The organism is Streptomyces sp. NPDC104096 (genome assembly GCF_055584385.1).
Map to the genome: position 1 here is coordinate 34,790 of NZ_JBVJMD010000008.1, position 18,438 is coordinate 53,227.

Here is an 18,438-nt window from a genome sequence, read left to right on the forward strand (position 1 = left end):
TCAGCCCTTGATGCCGGTCTGCGCGATCCCCTGCACCAGCCAGCGCTGGAGGAAGAGGAACACGAGGAGCAGCGGCAGCAGGGAGATGGCGGTCGCCATGAAGATCAGGTGGTAGTTGACGGTCTGGTTGGTCATGTACGACGACAGCGCGACCTGGACCGTCCAGGCGCCCGGGTCCTGGCCGATGACCAGCGGCCACAGGAAGGAGTTCCAGCCGTTGATGAAGGTGATCGTCGCCAGCGCCGCGAAGAAGTTCAGCGAGTTGGGTACGACGACCCGCCAGTACGCGCCCCAGTAGCCGAGCCCGTCCACGCGTGCCGCCTCCTCCAGCTCCTTGGGGAACCCCAGGAAGTACTGCCGGAACAGAAAGCAGGTGAAACCACTGAAAAGCCCCGGAATGATCAGCCCCCGGTAGCTGTCCACCCAGCCGAGCGACGAGACCAGCACGAAGCTCGGGACGAAGGTGACGGCGGTGGGCACCATCAGGGTGAACAGGACGGCGTAGAAGATCTTGTTGGCGTGCCGGTAGGGGATGCGGGCCAGGCCGTAGCCGGCGAGCGAGCACACCAGCAGGGTGCCGACCGTGTGCAGGACGCCGACGACCAGCGAGTTCACCATCGACCTGCCGAAGTCGACCGTCGGGTCGCGGAAGGGTTCGGTGATGTTGCCCCACTGGAGGTCGGTGGGGAAGAACTTCCAGTTCTCGCCGGTGATCTCGGGGTCCGTGGACAGCGCGTTGCGCACCAGCAGATAGAACGGGATCAGGAAGAGCAGGGCGGCGACGCCGATGGCGAGGTACAGACCGGTGGAGCCCAGCGGGCCGGTGCGCCGGACCCGCCGCGGGCGGCCGGACGACGGCGGTGCGGCCCGGCCGGCGCGGGGTGCGGTGGTGCTCACCTGGACTCCTCTCCCCGGCCGAATCCCATGAGCCTGCCCTGGAACAGGGTGACCACGCAGATCAGCAGGGTCAGCATGACCGCGCCCGCGCTGCCCGCGCCGTAGTCCTGGTTCTGGCCGAGGGCCATGTAGTAGAGCTCGACGAGCGGCGGCCGGCCCCAGGTGGTCTTCGACAGCAGGTTGAAGAACTCGTCGAAGGCCTGGTAGGCCGCCACGAGCAGCAGCAGGACCACGGCGGTCGAGGTCGCGCGCAACTGCGGCAGCGTGATGTGCCGGAAGGTCTGCCAGCCCGGCTTCGCCCCGTCGATCGCGGCGGCCTCGTACAGCTCCGGCGGGATGTTCTGGAGGGCGGCCAGGAACAGGATCATGTAGAAGCCGGACTGGAGCCACAGCCGGGCGGTCACGAGGACCAGCCAGTACCACGGCGGGTCGGGGTCGGCGAGCCAGGCGATGTTGTCCACGCCGAACCAGCCGATGACGGTGTTGGCCAGGCCGAAGCGGACACCGTTGAAGAGGGACATCTTCCAGATCAGCGAGGCGGCGACATAGCTGCACGCGGTGGGCAGGAAGAACACCGAGCGGAAGAACGCCCGCATGAAGCGCATCCGGTTCACCAGCAGCGCCAGGCCCAGCGAGAGCGCCCAGGTGGTGGGGACGATGAGCGCGGCGAACACGGTGAAGGTGAGCAGCGCGCCGGTGAAGTTGCCGTTGTCCAGCATCTGCCGGTAGTTGGCGAACCCGGTGAACTTGTCGGGGGTGACGGTGAAACGCGCCTCGAAGAAGCTGAGCCAGACGCTCCAGCCGATGGGCACGTAGACGAAGATCACCAGGCCGAGGAGGAAGGGGCCGGTGAAGAGCCAGAAGTTGAGGGTGGGGCTGGACCGCGGCCCCCGCCGCGGCCGGGCCGTGGCGGCCTCGGCCGGGGCGGGACGCGTACGGTCGAGCCTGCTCGTCGTCGCCATGTCGAAGTCTGTCCGCCGGCCTATCCGAAGAGCTTCTCGAGCTCGGCGGACACCGTCTTCTCGGCCGTGTCGAGCGAGGCCTTCGGGTCGCCGTCCTTGCGGACGCAGTCGGCGAAGACGTTCTCGGTGGCGGTGATCATGGCCTGGGTCCAGCCGATGTTGTCGAAGTGCCCGTACTCGCCGAAGAGTTTGACGCCGTCGGCGGGCAGACCGGACTTGAGCTTGGTGGCGGACGCGGCGATCGAGGAGCGCGGCGGGATGTGGAAGCCGTAGGACAGCGCCCAGTCCTCCTGGTACTTCTTCTGCTCGATCCACAGCCACTTCACGTACTCCTTGGCCGCGTCGACGTTCTTGCCCTTGGCGTTGACGAACATCGACCAGCCGCCGTTGTAGACCGAGGGCTTGCCGGCGTCGGTGGCCTTCGGGAAGGGGAAGACGCCGAGGTCGTCGCCGAGGGCCTGCTGCATGGCCGGCATGGCCCACATGCCGCAGAACTGGATCGCGCACAGACCCTGGTTGATGGCGGACGGGTCCCAGTAGTCGGCCGGTGCGCCGAGCAGCAGGCTGCCGCTGGTGAACAGCTTGCGCATCTTCGTCAGGCCCTCGGCGACGCCGTCGGTGTTGAAGGCGGGCCGGTTGTCCGCGGTGAGGGTGTCGGCGCCCGAGGACCAGATCAGCGGGTTGATGACCGAGTGCAGGTCGTTGCCGAGGAAGGCGCCCTTGACCTTGCCGGTGGTGAGCTTGGCCGCGGCCTCGATCAGCTCGTCGAGGGTCTGCGGCACCTCGACCTTCGCCTTCTCCAGCATCGACTTGCGGTAGAAGAAGAACTGCGGGTCGTCGATCATCCGGACGCCGTATATCTTGCCGTCGACCGTGTGCGAGGCGATGTCGGCCTGGTTGAAGTCGGACTTGACCGGGTCGATGATGTCGGTCAGATCCGCCACCTGGCCGCTCTTGACGAGCTGGATCTGCGGGTGGAACTCGAACAGGTCGGGCGCGTTCGCGGTGAGCAGGGTCGCGAACAGCTTGCTCTCGAAGTCGGAGCCGGTGATCCACTGCGTGCTGACGTCGGCCTTCGAGTACGCCTTCGCGTACTTCTTGATGGCCTGTTCGGTGCCCGCCTCGCCGTAGGCGTGGAAGTACTGCACGAGGTGCTCGCCCGAACCCGACCCGCCGCCACGGCCGTTGTTGCTGCCGCAGGCGGCCAGCGTGCCCGCGGCCGCCATGCCCGCAGCGGCCCGGAAGAGCGATCGGCGGGACCAGTTGCTGTTGCTCGATGCCGACATGGTGACGTCCTTGTCTTGAGTACGGCTGTGGCTCCACGGCTGCGCCGCCGCCTGGCGGACATTTGCGTTGCGGTGCGGGACGTTAACCTTCTGCTAAGGCTTCGGCAAGGGGTTGGACGAAGCCCGTCCGAAGCGTTGCCTCCGGTTCGGGATCACGAACAGGGCTAAGCCGCAAAGGAGTTGAGGACCGCCGGCTCAGGTGACCGGCGGTCCTCGGTCCAGGGGTTGCCACGTCCCGGAGCGGGCCCGGGGTGGGCCCGCCCCGCACCTGCGAACGTCAGGAAGGCGGTGCGGTACGGCTCCTCGCGGGGGTGGCGCGCCTGGGGCCGCGCTGCCCCACCGACTGCAGGGCGCCTTCGAGGGCGAAGGTGGCCGCGCCCAGGCACACCGGGTCGGTGGGGATGGGCGAGAGGACGATCTCGGTGGCGGCCAGCGGACGGCGCAGCGCGTGCCGGGCGACGGCCTCGCGCACTTCGCGGACCAGTGGCTCGCCGAGCCGGGAGGCGACCCAGCTGCTCAGTACGACCACTTCGGGGTTGAGGAGGTTGACCAGGTCGGCGACGGCGGCGCCGAGATAGCGGGCGGTGTCGCGGACCACCTTGACCGCCACCGGGTCGCCGGCCTGCACACCCCGCGCCAGCGCGTCGACGGTGGCCGTCTGGTCCCCGGGGTGCAGCAACGGGCTGCGCGGGCTCAGCTCCCGCAGGTTCACCATGATCCCGGGCGCGCCGACGTACGTCTCCACGCAGCCGTGGTTGCCGCAGTGGCACAGCCGCCCGTCCAGCACGAGCGTGGTGTGGCCCCACTCGCCGGCGCTGTTGCTGACCCCCCGGTGCAGCCCGCCGCCCAGGACGAGCCCGGCGCCCACGCCGGTGCCGAGATTGACCACCACGGCGTCCTCGTGGCCCCGCGCGGCCCCGAACCACAGCTCGGCGACCGCGCAGGCGCGCAGCGGATTGTCCAGATACAGCGGGTAGGCGATGTGCTCGGCGAGCAGGTCGAGCAGCGGCACGTCGTGCCAGTCCCAGTTGGGCGCGTACTCCGAGAGCCCGGTGTCGCGGTCCACCTGGCCCGGCACGCTCACCCCGACCCCGAGGACCCGGGCCGCCTCGACCCCGGCCTGGGCGACCACCGAGCCGACGGCGGCCGCGACATGGCCGACCACCTGCTCCGGCAGGCTCTCGCCGGGGCGTACGTCCTCCTCCGCGCGGGCCAGCACGTTCAGCGCGAGATCGAACAGCTCGACATGGACGTACGTCTCCGCGATGTCGACACCGATCAGCGCGCCGCCGTCGGAGTTGACGGCCACCAGACCCCGGGGGCGGCCGCCCGCCGAGTCCTCGAAGCCGACCTCCGTGATCATGCGCAGGTCGAGCAGCTCGCCGACCAGCGTGGCGACCGTGGCGAGACTGAGACCGGTGGCCACCGCCAGTTCCTGCCGGGAGGTGGGCGACGCGGCGATGATCTGGCGCAGCACCTCGTAGCGGTTGGCGGTGCGGATGTCGCGTGACGTGCGCTTCACCGAAAGCCCTCGTCCCTTCCGGTCCCGGCCGGAGCCACGTCGGCACCGGCGCGGCGTCAGGCTATGGGGCGGCCGGGACTTTCGACAAGGGGTTAGGAAAGGGGGTGTACAAAGTCAGCCGCCGAGCAGGTCCCGAACGAAGGCGTTGGTGAACTTCCCGGTCGGGTCCAGGTCCCGGACCAGGGCGCGGAAGTCGTCCAGCCGCGGGTAGCGCCCGCGCAGCCGCTCGGACGGCACGGTGAACACCTTGCCCCAGTGCGGCCGCGGGTCGAAGGCGTCCAGCGCCTCCTCCACCCGCCGCACCACCGGCAGGACGGCGTCCGTGTCCTCGATCCAGGTGAAGTGCAGCGCCACGGTGTCCCGCCCGTACGACGGGCTCAGCCACTGCTCGTCGGCGGCCACCGTGCGCACCTCGCAGATCTGGAGCACGGGCGCGACGGCCGCCCGGACCGCGTCGATCGCGTGCAGCGCCGCCAGGGCGCGGGACCGCTCGATCAGGTACTCCGACTGGAGCTCGGCACCGCTGCTGGGCGTGAACTCCGCCCGGAAGTGCGGCAGCCGCTCGTGCCAGGGACCCGGCACCCCGAGCTGCTGCGTGCAGTTGACCGCGGGCATCCCCGGCACCGGGTGCAGCGCCTCCGTGGCGGGCGTGGCCGGCGGACGGTCGGTGAGCGGCTGGTCGGTGCGCCGCTTGAGCCACACCTGCCGGAAGCCCGGCGCACGCCAGTCGGTGAACAGGCTCACGCTGTACGCGGCAGCCATCACCGTCTCGAAGTCCAGCCCTTCGAGCGGGAGTTCGGTGAACACCTGCTGCTCGACGGTGAAGGAGGGCTCCAGGTCGAGGGTGAGCGCGCCGACCACACCGAGCGCGCCGAGCGAGGTGACCGCCCCGCCGAACCGGTCGTCCCCGCGCCCGAGGACCAGCGTCGACCCGTCGGCGGTGACGATCTCCACCTCCCGTACGGGCGCCGCGAGCGGCCCGTTGCCGACGCCCGACCCGTGGGTGCCGGTCGCCACCGACCCGGCCACCGAGATGTGCGGCAGGGACGCCATGTTGGGCAGCGCCAGCCCGTGCAGGTCCACCTCCCGGGCGAGCTGCGCGTACCGGACGCCGCCGCCGACCCGTACCGTACGGGCGGCCGTGTCGACGTCGATCTCGGCCGGCAGCGCGTCGAGCGAGACCAGCACCCCCTCGCCGCCGGGCTCCGCGATCTCGTTGAACGAGTGCCCGCTGCCCAGCGCCCGCACCCGCGCGTTCCCCGCCACGACCGAGCGCAGCGCGTCCGCTGAGCGCGGCCGGTGCACCTCCTTGGCGGCGTACGTGACGTTGCCCGCCCAGTTGCTCACCAGCTCGGCCATGCGGTCGTCCCTCCGGGAGGATCGAGATCGGAAAGTCCCTGTTGAACCTACCTCGTCCCGACGGACGGCCGAACGTCTCCCGGTACGGGCGTTTTGTGCGGGTCTCGCGCCACGCGGAGGCCCCGCCCGCACCCGCGCGGGGCCGTGGGCATACCGTGAGGAGTCGTACACCCGAGGCGGAGGAGAAGTCGGGATGGGCAGCCGTACCGCGCTGGTCGAGGATCTGATGGAGCGCTTTCCGCATGTGCCGCGGGAGGCGGTCTTCAAGGAGGACCTGCTCCGGGGCGGCGTGGCCTTCGACCCGTCGGCCCTGAGCGACAACGAGGCCGGCGAGGTCAAGCCGAAGTCGTACTTCATCTTCTCCTTCGACCACGGCACCCTGCCCGAGCTCGGCGAGGCCGCGCTCCGGCGCCCGCCGGAGGAGATCATCCTCACCGGAGGGCCCTACGACCTGCGCCGGACCGTCGTCTCGGTGCGCGTGAACCCGACCTCGCCCTACCGCGTCGCCGCCGACGCGGAAGGCCTGCTCGGGCTCTACCTCGACGGCCGGCGCATCGCCGACGTCGGCGTGCCGCCCATGCCCGAGTACTACCGGCACAAGCTCTCCAACGGGAAGTCCGTCATGGAGGTTGCCCCCACCATCCAGTGGGGCTACCTGATCTACCTGACCGTCTTCCGGGTCTGCCAGTACTTCGGCGCCAAGGAGGAGTGCCAGTACTGCGACATCAACCACAACTGGCGCCAGCACAAGGCCGCCGGGCGGCCCTACACGGGCGTCAAGGACGTGGAGGAGGTGCTGGAGGCGCTGGAGATCATCGACCGCTACGACACCCAGAAGACCTCCACCGCCTACACCCTCACCGGCGGCGCGATCACCAAGACCGTGGCCGGCCGCGACGAGGCCGACTTCTACGGCCACTACGCCAAGGCCATCGAGGAGCGCTTCCCCGGCCGCTGGATCGGCAAGGTCGTCGCCCAGGCCCTGCCGAAGGACGACGTCCAGCGGTTCAAGGACTACGGCGTGCAGATCTACCACCCCAACTACGAGGTGTGGGACCGGCGGCTGTTCGAGCTGTACTGCCCCGGCAAGGAGCGCTACGTCGGCCGCGACGAGTGGCACAGGCGGATCCTGGACTCCGCGGAGATCTTCGGCGCGCGCAACGTGATCCCCAACTTCGTGGCCGGTGTGGAGATGGCCGAGCCCTTCGGCTTCACCTCCGTCGACGAGGCCATCGCCTCCACCACCGAGGGCCTGCGCTTCTTCATGTCGCACGGCATCACGCCCCGCTTCACCACCTGGTGCCCGGAGCCCACGACCCCGCTGGGCAAGGCCAACCCGCAGGGCGCGCCGCTGGAGTACCACATCCGGCTCCTGGAGGCCTACCGGGCCACGATGGACGACTTCGGCCTCTCCTCCCCGCCCGGATACGGCCCGCCCGGCCCCGGCAACGCCGTCTTCTCCGTGAGCTCCTTCATGGACAGCCTCCCGGCGAACGAGACGGCGAACGAGACGGCGAAGGAGACCGCGAACGAGGCGTGACCGGGGCCGCGAACGAGGCGTGACCGGGGCGAACCGGGTGGACGAGACCGCGGCGGTGTGACGCGTGATGCGCGCGGTGAGTACAAGTGCCGTCGCAGTCCGTACAGTAGGGCGGAGCCGAGGGGGCTTTCATGTCAGGCCCGCCGACCGCGCGACCGTCACGACATGACATCTGAAAAGGGCGCTTGTCAGTTGTGACGGGGACGTGAAAAGGTCGGGCCCTGCCGCGAGGTACCCCCAACTCCTTCGCCGGATACGGCGAGTTGACCTCGATCCTGGATGCAGGAGACCCATGCCCGACCTGCCGACCCCTCGGGACGCCGCCGAGGCAGCACTGTTCTCGGAATGCTGGGACGCGGTGCTTTCCTACGCCGACCTGTGCACGGCCGGTTCCACGGCCGCCCAGCAACTGGCCAGGGACGCGTTCGCGCTCGGTATACGCGAGGCCCGCGAGACCGAGGCGAACGGCCGGCGCGGCGCGGGCCGCCGTCCCTCCGGGCTGCCCAGGATCCCCCTGCTGCTGACCGCCGTACGCACCACGGCGGCCGCCTGGGAGGCCGCGGGCCAGGGACACAAGCTCGACCCCGACCTGCGCCTGTGGCTCAACTCGGACCACGCCGCCCGCTACACCGGCCCGCCCCTGCGCCGCCCCATCGCGCTGCGCGGCCTGCGCGACATGCAGGAAGCGGACGCGGCGCTGCTCTGGCTCGCCGAGGTCGAGGCGCTGCCGGTGCGGGCCGTGGCCCGCAGGCTCGGGCTCGACCCGGCCGCCGCGAGCGAGGAACTCGACCAGGTGCGCGGCCTGTTCCGGGACCGCTGCCACCGCAACCACCTCGACACACCGCTCGAGGGGGAGTGCCGCAGCTACCGTCGGCTGCTGGACGCGGTCACCCGCTCGCCCGCCGCCGACACCCCCGAGGACCTCTCCCGGCATCTCGCCACCTGCGTGGAGTGCGCCGAGGCCGCGGCCTGTCTGCGCCTCCAGGGCGGCGGACTGCCCGCCGCCCTCGCCGGCGGCGTGATCGGCTGGGGCGGCCTCGCCTACCTGGAGCGCCGCCGCCGCGCCGTCGAGGTGCGCCTGGGCGCGCCCCGCCCCGACGACAAGGACGCGGACGGCGAGCACGCGCAGGGCGGGGCCCACAAGGCGCGCGCCGTGCGCAACGGGCTCCTCGTCACCGCCGTCCTGGTCTCGATGCTCGCCCTCGCGGTGTCGATGATGCCCTTCGGCGACAACGGCGCCGACACCGCGGCCGTCGGCGACGACCGCCAGCCGGTGGCCGATCCCCACCCCTCCCTGCCGTCCGGCACCGCCACCCGGTCCGCCTCGGTCACCCACGAGGCCCCGCGGCCCTCCGCCGACAGCGCGTCGGCCACCCCGCGCCACGAGGACCCCGACCCCGAACCCCAGGGCACCTCCTCCACCACCGCTGCTGCCGCGGGCCACCCGTCGGCCCCCGCGCAGACCGGCGCGGCCGTCTGCCACGTCCGCTACGACCTCGACAGCGAATGGACCGACGGTTTCCAGGCCAGGGTCACCGTCACCACCGTGCGGGCCCTCGACACCTGGCAGGTCGCCTGGTCCTTCCGCGACGGCCAGCGGGTCGGCCAGATGTGGGACGCGAGCGTCGCCCAGAGCGGCTCCCGAGTCACCGCGACCGCGGCCGACTACAACAAGTCCGTCGCCGCGAACGGCACCCTCGCCTTCGGCTTCCTCGGCACCTGGCAGGGCACCAACTCGGCGCCGTACGGCTTCACCCTCAACGGCCAGGACTGCGCCCTGTCCTGAGCGCCGGGATCCATCGCGGGACGGGCGGCAAGGCCTGACGGCGGTCAGGCCTTGCCCCGCCCCTGGTTCCGGCGGCGGTCAGGCCCTGCCCCACTGCTGCCGGGCGGCCCCGGTGCAGTCCCAGATCTGCAAGGGGACGCCGTCCTTGCCCGAGCTGCCGCCGAAGTCGACACCGGTGGCGCCGAGTTCGGCGTCGGTGAAGGCGTCCTCGCGGTCCGGGACGGCGAGCGCGACCAGGTCCGGATGGTCGCCGGACGCGAGGGCGTCGGCGAGTTCCTCGCGCAGCGCGGCGACGGGGTCGCGGCGGTGCGCGCCGCGCGAATCCACCCGAGCCGCAGAACCGGCCCGCCAGCAGGAGATGAACGCGGTGTTCCAGGGCCCGCCCGGCGACCATCAGGGGCCTGTCCGGCGGAACTTGCCGGACAGACCCCGGTCCCGGGAAAGGCTCAGCGCTTGAGCGTGAAGGTGAAGTCGCCGGAGAGCCTGCCGCTCAGCCTGACCGCCGAGACGAGCTTCCCGTCCGTGATGAGTTTCTCGACCTCGGCCCGGGAAAGGCCGCAGCCTTCGGCGATCAGCCGCGCCGGCCGGACGGGGATCCGCGCCGCGAAGCGGACCGAGACGTCGATCACCTCGCGGTCCAGGTGATCGGATCCACCGGTGTCGAGACGCCAGGCGTCGTCCCAGTCGAGGGAGACGTGATTGCGGCGCCGCACGGCCGGATCCTGGAGCAGTTCGGCCGCCAGGGAGGGGTCGTTGTCGTGCAGCCGGTCCAGCAGCTCGGGCCGTACGGAGCGCACGTTCATCCGCTCCATGACCGTGAGCTTCGTGGTCTCCCCGCAGCCGGTGCAGAGGGCGAGGAGCCAGACGTCTATGAGCTTGTGGTTCGCGTTGACCCGGAATTTGCCGCTCGTACGGAAACTGTCGGACGCGCACACGTGGCAACGACGGCGAATGAGCGGCAGACGGACAGGTTCGACTACCCAGTTTTCGAGCACGGAAATACACCTGATTTCAGTGAGAAGCTCGCAGCAAAAAGAAGCGCGACGACGCATATGTGCGACGCGCGACGAATTAGCGCTTGGGAGGTCTCACAAGGTGTACAAGGGCATGTCCCTGACTAGACGGCTCGGTTCGGCAGCATGGTAGTGATCCACGGCGACACTGCTCCACTGTTTTTCGGACATCTCACCGCCAGGTTCTGTATATCGATCGGCGTGTCATCACCGGTGACATCGGGGCGACTTGCGCCGGCCACGTCGGCAGGTACGGAGGACGCTACGGACACCCCCGCGCTCCGCGCGTCCGCGACAGGTTCAGCCGCAGGTACGCACGGCGTCGACCTTCCGCCGCCGCGGCTACGCATCCCGCTTACCCGCGACCGGGGGCCGGGCCGCCGACGGCCGAGGCGGCCCGTGAGGGGGAAGGGAAGGGGATCGAGGGGGGAAGACCGCACCGCACAGTGACGTGTATGTGCGCCTACGCCCCTAGAAGCTCGCAGTCCAGGCTGCTCATGGTGATGCCCAGTCACCAACTCGTGCGAAAGGGAGCCGAGCGGGGGTTCCGTATCTGGTCGGTATGGGATCCGTCGCAGTTGGAGGCCGACTTCGCGCCGCGCCTCGAAGAGGTCTCCGAGGAACTGCTGCTCACCGACTTCACCGACGAGAGCGGACTGCGCGAGACCGTCGCGCGGACCGCTCGACGCCATGGCATCGACGCCGTGCTCCACTGCGGACACGGCGGTTCCGTCCTGCCGGTGGTCCGGGAGGCATGGCGGCGCGGGCTGTCCTCGAACCCCCCGGCGGTCCACGAACGGCTCCGGTCCGCCGAAGGGGAGGGCCGGGCCCCTGTCGAGGCTCCCCGGGTGAGCGTCGAGACGCTGACCGTGGACGGGATCCACCACGTCGTGGGGATGACGGCCCAACGCACCACGGGCCCACCGGACTTCCTCGTGACGGGTTATCTCCATCCGGCGCCCCTGACCGAAGACGAACAGAAGGTCGTCTCGGCGGTGGTCGAGGAGCGGCTGACGATGAGCGGCTACCGCTTCGGCCCGGCACACACGGAGGTGGCGCTGCTTCCCCACGGGCCGCGGGTCGTGTCCTGCCGCGCGCACCTGGGCGCCGACCGTATCCCCCTGCTCGTGGAGATCGCGCGCGGGTTCGACCTGGAGGCGGCGGTCTTCACGGGTCTCCTGGGCAGCCGCCCGGTCGTGCCGAAGGCCTCCCAGTACGCGGAGATCGGTTTCTTCCTGCTGCCCGAAGGGAGGCTGGAGACGTACACCGGCACGGAGGACATCGCCGTGACCCCATGGGTCCGCGGCGCGCGCTTCCCGTACAGGGTCGGCGACCGGGTCGCGTCGGTCGGTGATCCGCGCGCCCGGCGCGCCTACGTGGTCGTGGAGGGGAGCACACCGGAGGTCACCCGCGAACGAGTCGCCAGGGCGAGAGAGGATCTCGTCGCCGATATCCGGCCGAGTGGCCGGTGACGCGCACCGGGTGGTTGTGTTTTCCTTCTGCACGAGGCGAAGGCACGGAGGGACGGGACGGGGGAGCCGACATGCCTGGTACGTGTGCTCCGCGCGATGATCTACCCTCTGTGGCGTGTGTCCCATCTCATCGCTGACGGGGGAGGACAAGGTGCGGGCCGCGACATCGGATCAAATCGAAGACGACACGGGTCCCAGACCGGAATTCGCCGTTCTGGGATCCCTGGAAGTCCGTAGCGGTCGCGAACTCATACCGGTCAACGGCGCTCTGCAGCGGCGCGTTCTCGTGATGCTGCTCCTGGAAGCGGGACGCGTCGTGCCCGTCTCCCGTCTGGTGGCGGCCGCGTGGAACGACGAACCGCCGGACAGCGCCGAGCACCAGGTGCGCAAGACGGTCGCCAAACTGCGCAGCCGCATCCCCCACGGCCCCGACGTCATCGTCACCGACGGACCCGGATACCGCGCGGACGTCGCCCCGGACCAACTCGATCTGCTCTGCTACCAGGGGCTGTTGAGGCAGGCCAGGGTGGCACTGGAGACGGGGGAGGCCGATCGGGCCGCGGCCCGGCTGCGTGAGGCGCTGGCCCTGTGGCGAGGACCCGTGCTGTCCGGTTCCGGCGGCCGGGTGGTCGACGCCGCCTCGACGGCGCTGGAGGAGCAGCGGCTGACCGCCGCCGAGCAGCTCTACGATCTGTGCATCGACGCCGGCGAGGCCGCCGAGATCACGGGTGAGCTGCGCGCCCTCGTCGACGAGCATCCGCTGCGCGAGACGCTGCGCGGCCGGCTGATGCTCGCCCTCTACCGCTCCGGCCAACAGGCCGCCGCACTCGACGAGTTCGCCCGTACCCGGGGACACCTCGCGGACGAACTCGGCATCGACCCCGGCGCGGAGCTGACCGGACTGCACGAGCGCATCCTGCGCCAGGACCCGTCGCTCACCCGCCCGGAACGCGCCGTGTCCCGTGTCCCGCTCCGGGCGACGGAGGCGCCGCACGCGCTGCCCTTCGACGTGCCCGACTTCTCCGGCCGCAGCGCGGAGCTGGAGTGGGTCCGCGACGCGGCCGGGAAGGCCCAGGAGGGGGCGCCGACGGTCCTGGCCCTGGACGGGATGGGCGGCGGCGGCAAGACGGCACTGGCCATCCGCGCCGCCCATCAACTGGCCGAGCAGTACCCGGACGGCAGCCTCTTCATCGACCTGCACGGCTTCACCCCGGGGCAGACGCCGCTCAGCGCGTTCCAGGCGCAGGGGGACCTGCTCGCCGCCGCCGGTGTCCCCAGCGAGGAGCTGCCCACGGTGCCGGCGGGACGCGCCGCGCGGTGGCAGTCGTACATGCGAGGCCGTCGCATGCTCCTGGTCCTGGACAACGCCGCGGCGTCGGAGCAGGTGCGGGAGCTGATCCCCGCCTCGTCCGACAGCCTGGTCCTGATCACCAGCCGCCCGCGGCTGACCGGACTGGACGGAGCCGAATGGATCTCCCTGGGCGCCCTGCCGGAGCCGGAGAGCCACCAGATCCTGCGTAACACCCTCGGTGCCGAGCGCGTCGAGAGGGAGCCGGTCGCGGCCCGTGAACTGCTGCGCCTGTGCGGAGGGTTACCCCTGGCGGTCCGCATCGCCGCCGCCCGGCTGGCGAACCGCCCGCAGTGGACGGTCCAGCGACTCGTCGAACGACTGCGTGACCACGACCGGCGCCTGGACGAACTCACCAGCGAGGGACGGGGCGTGGCCGGCGCCCTGCTGCTGTCGTACCAGTCCATGCCCCGGGAACAGCGCACGGCGTTCCGGCTGCTGGGCCACCACCCCGGACGCTATCTGGACGCCGAGGAGGCCGCCGCACTGCTCGACACCGATGTGCTGGCGGCCGAGGACGTGCTGGAAGAACTCGTCGACGTACGGCTGTTGGAGGCCCGCGAGCCCGGGGTGTACGCGCTGCACGACCTGGTGCGCAGTTTCGTGCAGCGGGTCGCGCAGAGCCAGAAGGTGCCGGAGGACGCGCAGGCGGTACGGCGACTGATGGACCACTACCTGATCGCGGCGGAACACGCCTGCGACACCCTGTTCCCCGGACGGCGTACCTTCAAGGACGCCGACGGAAAGGGCGGACGGCAAGCCGAGTTCGGCCACAAGGACAAGGCGCTCCAGTGGCTCGACCAGCACCGCGAGAGTCTGCTGGCGGCGGTGGACGCCGCGTACCACGAGGGACTGCTGTGGCACGCGGCCCGGCTGCCGCGCGAGTTGGGCTTCCACTCCAGCATCCGTGCCTACGACGCCAGCGCGAACGCGGCGCTGGAGACGGGGGTCAGCGCTTCACGACAGCTCGGGGACCGGTCGCTCACCCGGCTGAACCTGATGAATCTGGCCATGGGCAAGTGGCGGCTGGGGCAGTTGAGCGAGGCCGTCGCCCGGCTGGAGGAAGCCGTTGACCTGTCCCGGCAGATGGACGACGTGCACAGCGAGGCGGAGTGCCGGGCCCGGCTGGGACAGGCCTGCAACAGCATGGGAGAGCTGGAACGCGCGCTGCTCCTGTGCCAGGAGGCCAACGGGCGGGCCCAGGAGCTCGGCTTCACCCGGCTCGACGGCTCGTCGCTGAGCACGCTCAGCCTGGTCCAGGTGCGCCTGGGGCTGTTCGACGAGGCGGCGGCGTCCGCGGAGCGGGCGGTGGCCATCTTCGACTCGATCAAGGAGATACAGCTCTCCGTGGACGCGCTGAGCAATCTCTCCCAGGCGATCGAGCGTCTCGGCCGCTTCGAGGAGGCGCTCGCCTGGGCCGACGCGGCGCTGGAGCGATGTCAGCGCATGAGCATGCCCTCCGTGCTGCCGCTGGTGCTCGCCCGCAGAGCCGACGTGCTGGCGCGCATGGGAGAGCTGGACGAGGCCGCGGACAGCGCCGACCACGCACTCGCGAAGGCGACCAGCAGCACCGACGACATCCACCGGGCCACCGTGCACCTCTCGGTGGGGCGCGTGCGCTACGCGCAGGGCGACCTGGAGACGGCGCGGGCCCAGCAGCTGCTGGCCCACGAGATCGCCTGCCGTATGGAGCTGCGCTACGACGAGGCCTGCGCGCTGTGGGGCCTCGGCCGTACCGCGGAGGCCCAGGGAGACGCGCAGCTGGCCCGGCAGCACCGCTCGGCGGCGGACAGCCTGTTCTCCCTCATGAAAGTCCCGGAGAACGCGCGCTGAGCCCCCAGGTCCGCCTGCCCACGGGCAGGGGATCGGGCGGGTGTCCGGAGGGGAACGGGCCGGGAAGACGGATCGCGAACATCAGTGGAGTCAAAACGGCCTTCCTCTCCAAAGGAGTTCTCCCATGCGCTTCGTCCCTGCCGCCGCCGCCTCCGTCATCGTTCTCGGGGCGCTCGCGGGGGGATTCACGGCCTCCTCCGACGCCGCCGCGCCGGGCACGGCCCAGCAGCGCACCGTCGCCCTCGCCCTCGCCTCCTCGGCCGACGCGCCCCTCTCCGGGACGGACAACAACGGCAACGGCTGAGCGGGTGGGCCGCGGCCACCGGGTGCGGCCCTCCGGTCCGGCAACCCGGAAGAGTCACTGCTCTGGTGCGAGCCTCGCGACGACGGGGCGCCGCGATCCCGTTCGTGACAGCGAGGCTCCTACCTAATCCTCACCAGGGGGAAATCATGACTATTCGGGTGCTCATCTGTGATCAGCTACCCGTGATCGCAGACGGTCTCAAGACCCTTCTCGACGCGGTGCCGGGCATCGACGTGATCGGCACCACCCACAACGGCATGGAAGCCATCGTGGTCGTACGCACCATGCGGCCCGATGTCGTGGTCACCGATCTGAACCTCCAGACCATTTCCGGTCTGGAGATGATCCGCAGACTCGGCAAGGAGGACGAGCCGCCCAGCGTCGTCGTGTTCACCGCCTCCGACGCCGACAAGACGGTGAGCGACGTGCTCCACGCCGGCGCGAGCTGTCTGCTCGGCAAGGAGGCCAGCCCGCAGGAGCTGATCACGGCGATCCAGGCGGCGGCCGCCGGACAGACCATGCTCGCGCCCAACATCGCGGAGCGCCTGGTCACCTGGTTCCGTGCGCAGCCGGAGCCCCAGGAGGCGGCGACGTGCCCGGAGATGACCGAGCTGACCCCGCGGGAGCGGGAGGTGACCAGGATGGTCGCGCTCGGCATGTCCACCGAGGAGGTGGCCCGCGAACTGATCATCGGTGAGGCCACGGTCCGCACCCATCTCTACCGCGTGCGGACCAAGCTCGGCGTCCGCGACCGCGCCGAGCTGGTGTCCCTGGCCTACCGGACCGGTCTCACCCACTCGGCCGGCCGGCCCCTCGGCGACGAGAGAATGGTGTCGGCGGGGAATCTGCGCGCCAGCTGATCCCCTGCGGCCGGGCGACGCCCTACGGCCGGACGGCCGCCGCGACCGGAACCTCCGGGCCGGCCGCAGCGCGCCGCGCCGTCCGGACGAGGTCGGCGCCGACCGTCCGCCACAGCGCGGCGGGATCGCCGTACCGGACGGACTCGGCCGCGGCCAGCCGGAAGTACCGGTGCAGGCCCAGTTCCGCGGTCATCGCCCGGACCCCGCAGCTCTGCATGCTCAGCCGCACCACGTCGCGCGCGGTCTCGGCGGCCATCGCCAGCGCCACGAGGGGCGCGGTGCCCACGGCGTCCGGCTCGGAGTCGACCGACCAGGCCCCCCGGTACACCGCCGCCCCGGTCGCGCGCAGCGCCACCATCGCGCGCGCCAACGGGAACGAGACCGCGGGCAGATCACGCAGCCTGGACCCGAACTGCCGCCGGGAACCGGTGTATTCCACCGCCGCCCGGTGCGCGCCGCCGGCGATGCCCAGCAGATAGCCGGCCTGCCGCAGGCGCGCCCGGCCGAGCGGACCCGTGGGCGAGCCGTCCGGCGTCCCGAGCACGTCCGCCGTGCTGACCGGGGTGGCATCGAACCGGGCGACCGGCGGCCAGCACCCGCTCTCGACGGTGCAGCCCGGCGCCCCGCGCTCCACCGCGACGACCACCGACCCGCCGCCCGTCCGGGCCGCCACCAGCAGCGTCCCGGCGCTCACGTCGTCGACCGTGACCGTGCCGGTCAGCGTCCAGCCACCGGCCCCCGGGGTCGCGGTGACCCCGCTGCCGGCCGGCAGCGCCTCCCAGCCCGCCAGTGCCGCGCCGGCCGGACCGCCCAGGTCGGCCGCCGTCGCGTCGGCCCGGTAGGAGTTCCCGCGGGCCGCGCGGCCGAGCTCCTCGCTGACCAGCACCCCGGCCGTCAGGCCGAGGCCGAGGCCGCCGACGGAGACCGGCCGTTCGAAGTCGGACGCGCCCAGTTCGTCGAGCACCGGCCGGGTGGGGCCGAGGGCTCCGTCGGTCACCGGCGCGCCGTGCAGCTCCATCCGGGCCGGGACGCCGGCCAGGCCCGTACGCAGTGCCTTGCGCAGCCGGACGGCGAGCGGATCGGGGGTGAGGTCCATGTCAGTACTCCTCCTGCTCGATGGAGTCGAACGCGGCGGCCATGATCTGGAGCATCACCTCGGAGGTCCCGGCCGACAGCGTCAGCCCCGGCGCCTCCCGGTAGGCGGAGTCCAGGGTCAGGGCGGCCCTGCTGCGGTTCGCCCGCTGCTCGGGGCTGGGGATGTCGGCGGCCCACACCGCGATGCTCTGCGCGAGTTCGCTGCTGTGGTACTTGGCGACGGCCGTCGAGACCTGGTCGATCCGGTCCGAGGCGAGGCCGCTGAGGACCTCCCAGGCCAGGACGTGGTCGGCCGTCAGCGCGCCGTGCCAGCGGCCGATCCGCTCCAGGCGGTGGTCGTGCGAGGAGTCCGGGCCGCCGTCGCACAGCGCGTCCAGCGCGGCCTCCAGCCAGTGTTCCGCCTTGAGGTGGTAGTCGAGACCGGTGCGTTCGATGGCCAGTGCCTCGTTGAGCAGCGGCCAGCCCTCGTCGCGCGGACCGAGGAGGTCGTCGCCCGGCACCGGAACCGAGTGGAGGTCCACCCGGTGGAAGTGCTCGTCGCCGACGCCGGGTATCACCGACACCGTCACACCGGGGGCGCCCATGTCGACCAGGAACAGGCTGATTCCCCGGTACTTCCCGGCACCCGGCGTCGTACGGGCCGCGCACAGCCCGAGGTCGACGAAGCGTGACTTGAGGCTGAACACCTTCGTGCCGCTGATCCGGTAGCCGTCGCCGTCGGGTTCGGCCACGGCCCGCAGCGCACCGAGATCCGAGGCCGCGTCCGGCTCGGTGTAGAGCACCGACGCGAAGCTCTCGCCGCGCGCCAGCGCCGGCAGATACCTGCGCTTCTGCTCGGGGCTGCCCGCCATCAGCAGGAACTGGCCGACGATCTGGATGGTGTTGACGTGGAAGGTGTCCGGCACTCCCGCGCGCACCAGTTCCTCGGCGACGATCGCGGCGTCGGTCGGCGGGCGGCCCTCTCCGCCGTACTCGACGGGCCAGTGCACGGCGAGCAGGCCCAGCTTGCCGAGCAGCCGGTAGAGCGGACGCGCGTCCGGCTCGACACCGTCGGCGCCGGTGGCCTCCGCCGCCGCGGCACGCACCTCGGCGGAGCGCAGGGCCGCGCGCACCCCTGCCCGGAACCGTTGTTGATCCTCGGTGAATCCGAACCGCATGGAC

Annotated in this window: 15 protein-coding genes; 6 read left to right on the forward strand and 9 right to left on the reverse strand. The window is 71.3% G+C overall.

Annotated elements, in window-relative coordinates; genetic code table 11:
- The 5 genes from ACZ60B_RS11490 to ACZ60B_RS11510 form a co-directional block, all read right to left on the reverse strand.
- On the reverse strand, positions 1-897 hold the full coding sequence (locus ACZ60B_RS11490) for a carbohydrate ABC transporter permease (protein ID WP_469385794.1): 897 nt from the start codon (positions 895-897) through the stop codon (positions 1-3).
- The gene (locus tag ACZ60B_RS11495) at positions 894-1,859 is read right to left on the reverse strand and encodes a carbohydrate ABC transporter permease (RefSeq protein WP_469385795.1); all 966 of its coding nucleotides are present in this window, start codon (positions 1,857-1,859) and stop codon (positions 894-896) included. Before ACZ60B_RS11495 ends, ACZ60B_RS11490 begins: the two co-directional genes overlap by 4 nt.
- A gap of 20 nt (positions 1,860-1,879) precedes the next feature.
- Complete coding sequence (locus tag ACZ60B_RS11500; protein WP_469385796.1) at positions 1,880-3,145, reverse strand: ABC transporter substrate-binding protein; 1,266 nt, start codon at positions 3,143-3,145, stop codon at positions 1,880-1,882.
- A 277-nt stretch (positions 3,146-3,422) separates the two neighbouring features.
- Positions 3,423-4,667: an ROK family protein gene (locus ACZ60B_RS11505; protein ID WP_469385797.1), complete on the reverse strand. Its 1,245-nt coding sequence runs from the start codon at positions 4,665-4,667 to the stop codon at positions 3,423-3,425.
- A 114-nt stretch (positions 4,668-4,781) separates the two neighbouring features.
- Complete coding sequence (locus tag ACZ60B_RS11510; protein ID WP_469385798.1) at positions 4,782-6,026, reverse strand: FAD-binding protein; 1,245 nt, start codon at positions 6,024-6,026, stop codon at positions 4,782-4,784.
- 193 nt (positions 6,027-6,219) lie between these two features.
- On the opposite strand from ACZ60B_RS11510, the gene ACZ60B_RS11515 reads away from it, so the two are divergent.
- Both ACZ60B_RS11515 and ACZ60B_RS11520 read left to right on the forward strand, forming a co-directional pair.
- Positions 6,220-7,566, forward strand: a complete 1,347-nt coding sequence (locus ACZ60B_RS11515) for a radical SAM protein (RefSeq protein ID WP_469385799.1) — start codon at positions 6,220-6,222, stop codon at positions 7,564-7,566.
- 292 nt (positions 7,567-7,858) lie between these two features.
- Positions 7,859-9,352, forward strand: a complete 1,494-nt coding sequence (locus ACZ60B_RS11520) for a cellulose binding domain-containing protein (RefSeq protein WP_469385800.1) — start codon at positions 7,859-7,861, stop codon at positions 9,350-9,352.
- 78 nt (positions 9,353-9,430) lie between these two features.
- On the opposite strand, the gene ACZ60B_RS11525 is transcribed toward ACZ60B_RS11520, so the two are convergent.
- Together ACZ60B_RS11525 and ACZ60B_RS11530 are read right to left on the reverse strand one after the other, a co-directional pair.
- Positions 9,431-9,679: an RICIN domain-containing protein gene (locus ACZ60B_RS11525; protein WP_469385801.1), complete on the reverse strand. Its 249-nt coding sequence runs from the start codon at positions 9,677-9,679 to the stop codon at positions 9,431-9,433.
- 119 nt (positions 9,680-9,798) lie between these two features.
- Positions 9,799-10,347: a DUF1062 domain-containing protein gene (locus tag ACZ60B_RS11530; RefSeq protein WP_469385802.1), complete on the reverse strand. Its 549-nt coding sequence runs from the start codon at positions 10,345-10,347 to the stop codon at positions 9,799-9,801.
- 539 nt (positions 10,348-10,886) lie between these two features.
- Here ACZ60B_RS11530 and ACZ60B_RS11535 point away from each other — a divergent pair.
- The 4 genes from ACZ60B_RS11535 to ACZ60B_RS11550 all read left to right on the forward strand — a co-directional run bounded on the left by ACZ60B_RS11535 (position 10,887) and on the right by ACZ60B_RS11550 (position 16,182).
- Complete coding sequence (locus ACZ60B_RS11535) at positions 10,887-11,837, forward strand: phosphoribosylglycinamide synthetase (protein ID WP_469385803.1); 951 nt, start codon at positions 10,887-10,889, stop codon at positions 11,835-11,837.
- A 151-nt stretch (positions 11,838-11,988) separates the two neighbouring features.
- Positions 11,989-15,018: an AfsR/SARP family transcriptional regulator gene (locus tag ACZ60B_RS11540; protein WP_469385955.1), complete on the forward strand. Its 3,030-nt coding sequence runs from the start codon at positions 11,989-11,991 to the stop codon at positions 15,016-15,018.
- Between the two features lie 124 nt (positions 15,019-15,142).
- A complete protein-coding gene (locus tag ACZ60B_RS11545; protein WP_469385804.1) occupies positions 15,143-15,322 on the forward strand; it encodes a hypothetical protein in 180 nt (59 codons plus the stop codon).
- Between the two features lie 146 nt (positions 15,323-15,468).
- Positions 15,469-16,182, forward strand: coding sequence for a response regulator (locus ACZ60B_RS11550; protein ID WP_469385805.1), 714 nt, complete (start codon positions 15,469-15,471; stop codon positions 16,180-16,182).
- Between the two features lie 22 nt (positions 16,183-16,204).
- Here ACZ60B_RS11550 and ACZ60B_RS11555 read toward each other — a convergent pair whose 3' ends face one another.
- A complete protein-coding gene (locus ACZ60B_RS11555) occupies positions 16,205-17,278 on the reverse strand; it encodes an acyl-CoA dehydrogenase family protein (RefSeq protein ID WP_469385806.1) in 1,074 nt (357 codons plus the stop codon).
- Position 17,279: 1 nt separating this feature from the next.
- A complete protein-coding gene (locus ACZ60B_RS11560) occupies positions 17,280-18,434 on the reverse strand; it encodes an acyl-CoA dehydrogenase family protein (protein WP_469385807.1) in 1,155 nt (384 codons plus the stop codon).
- Positions 18,435-18,438: the final 4 nt, after the last annotated feature.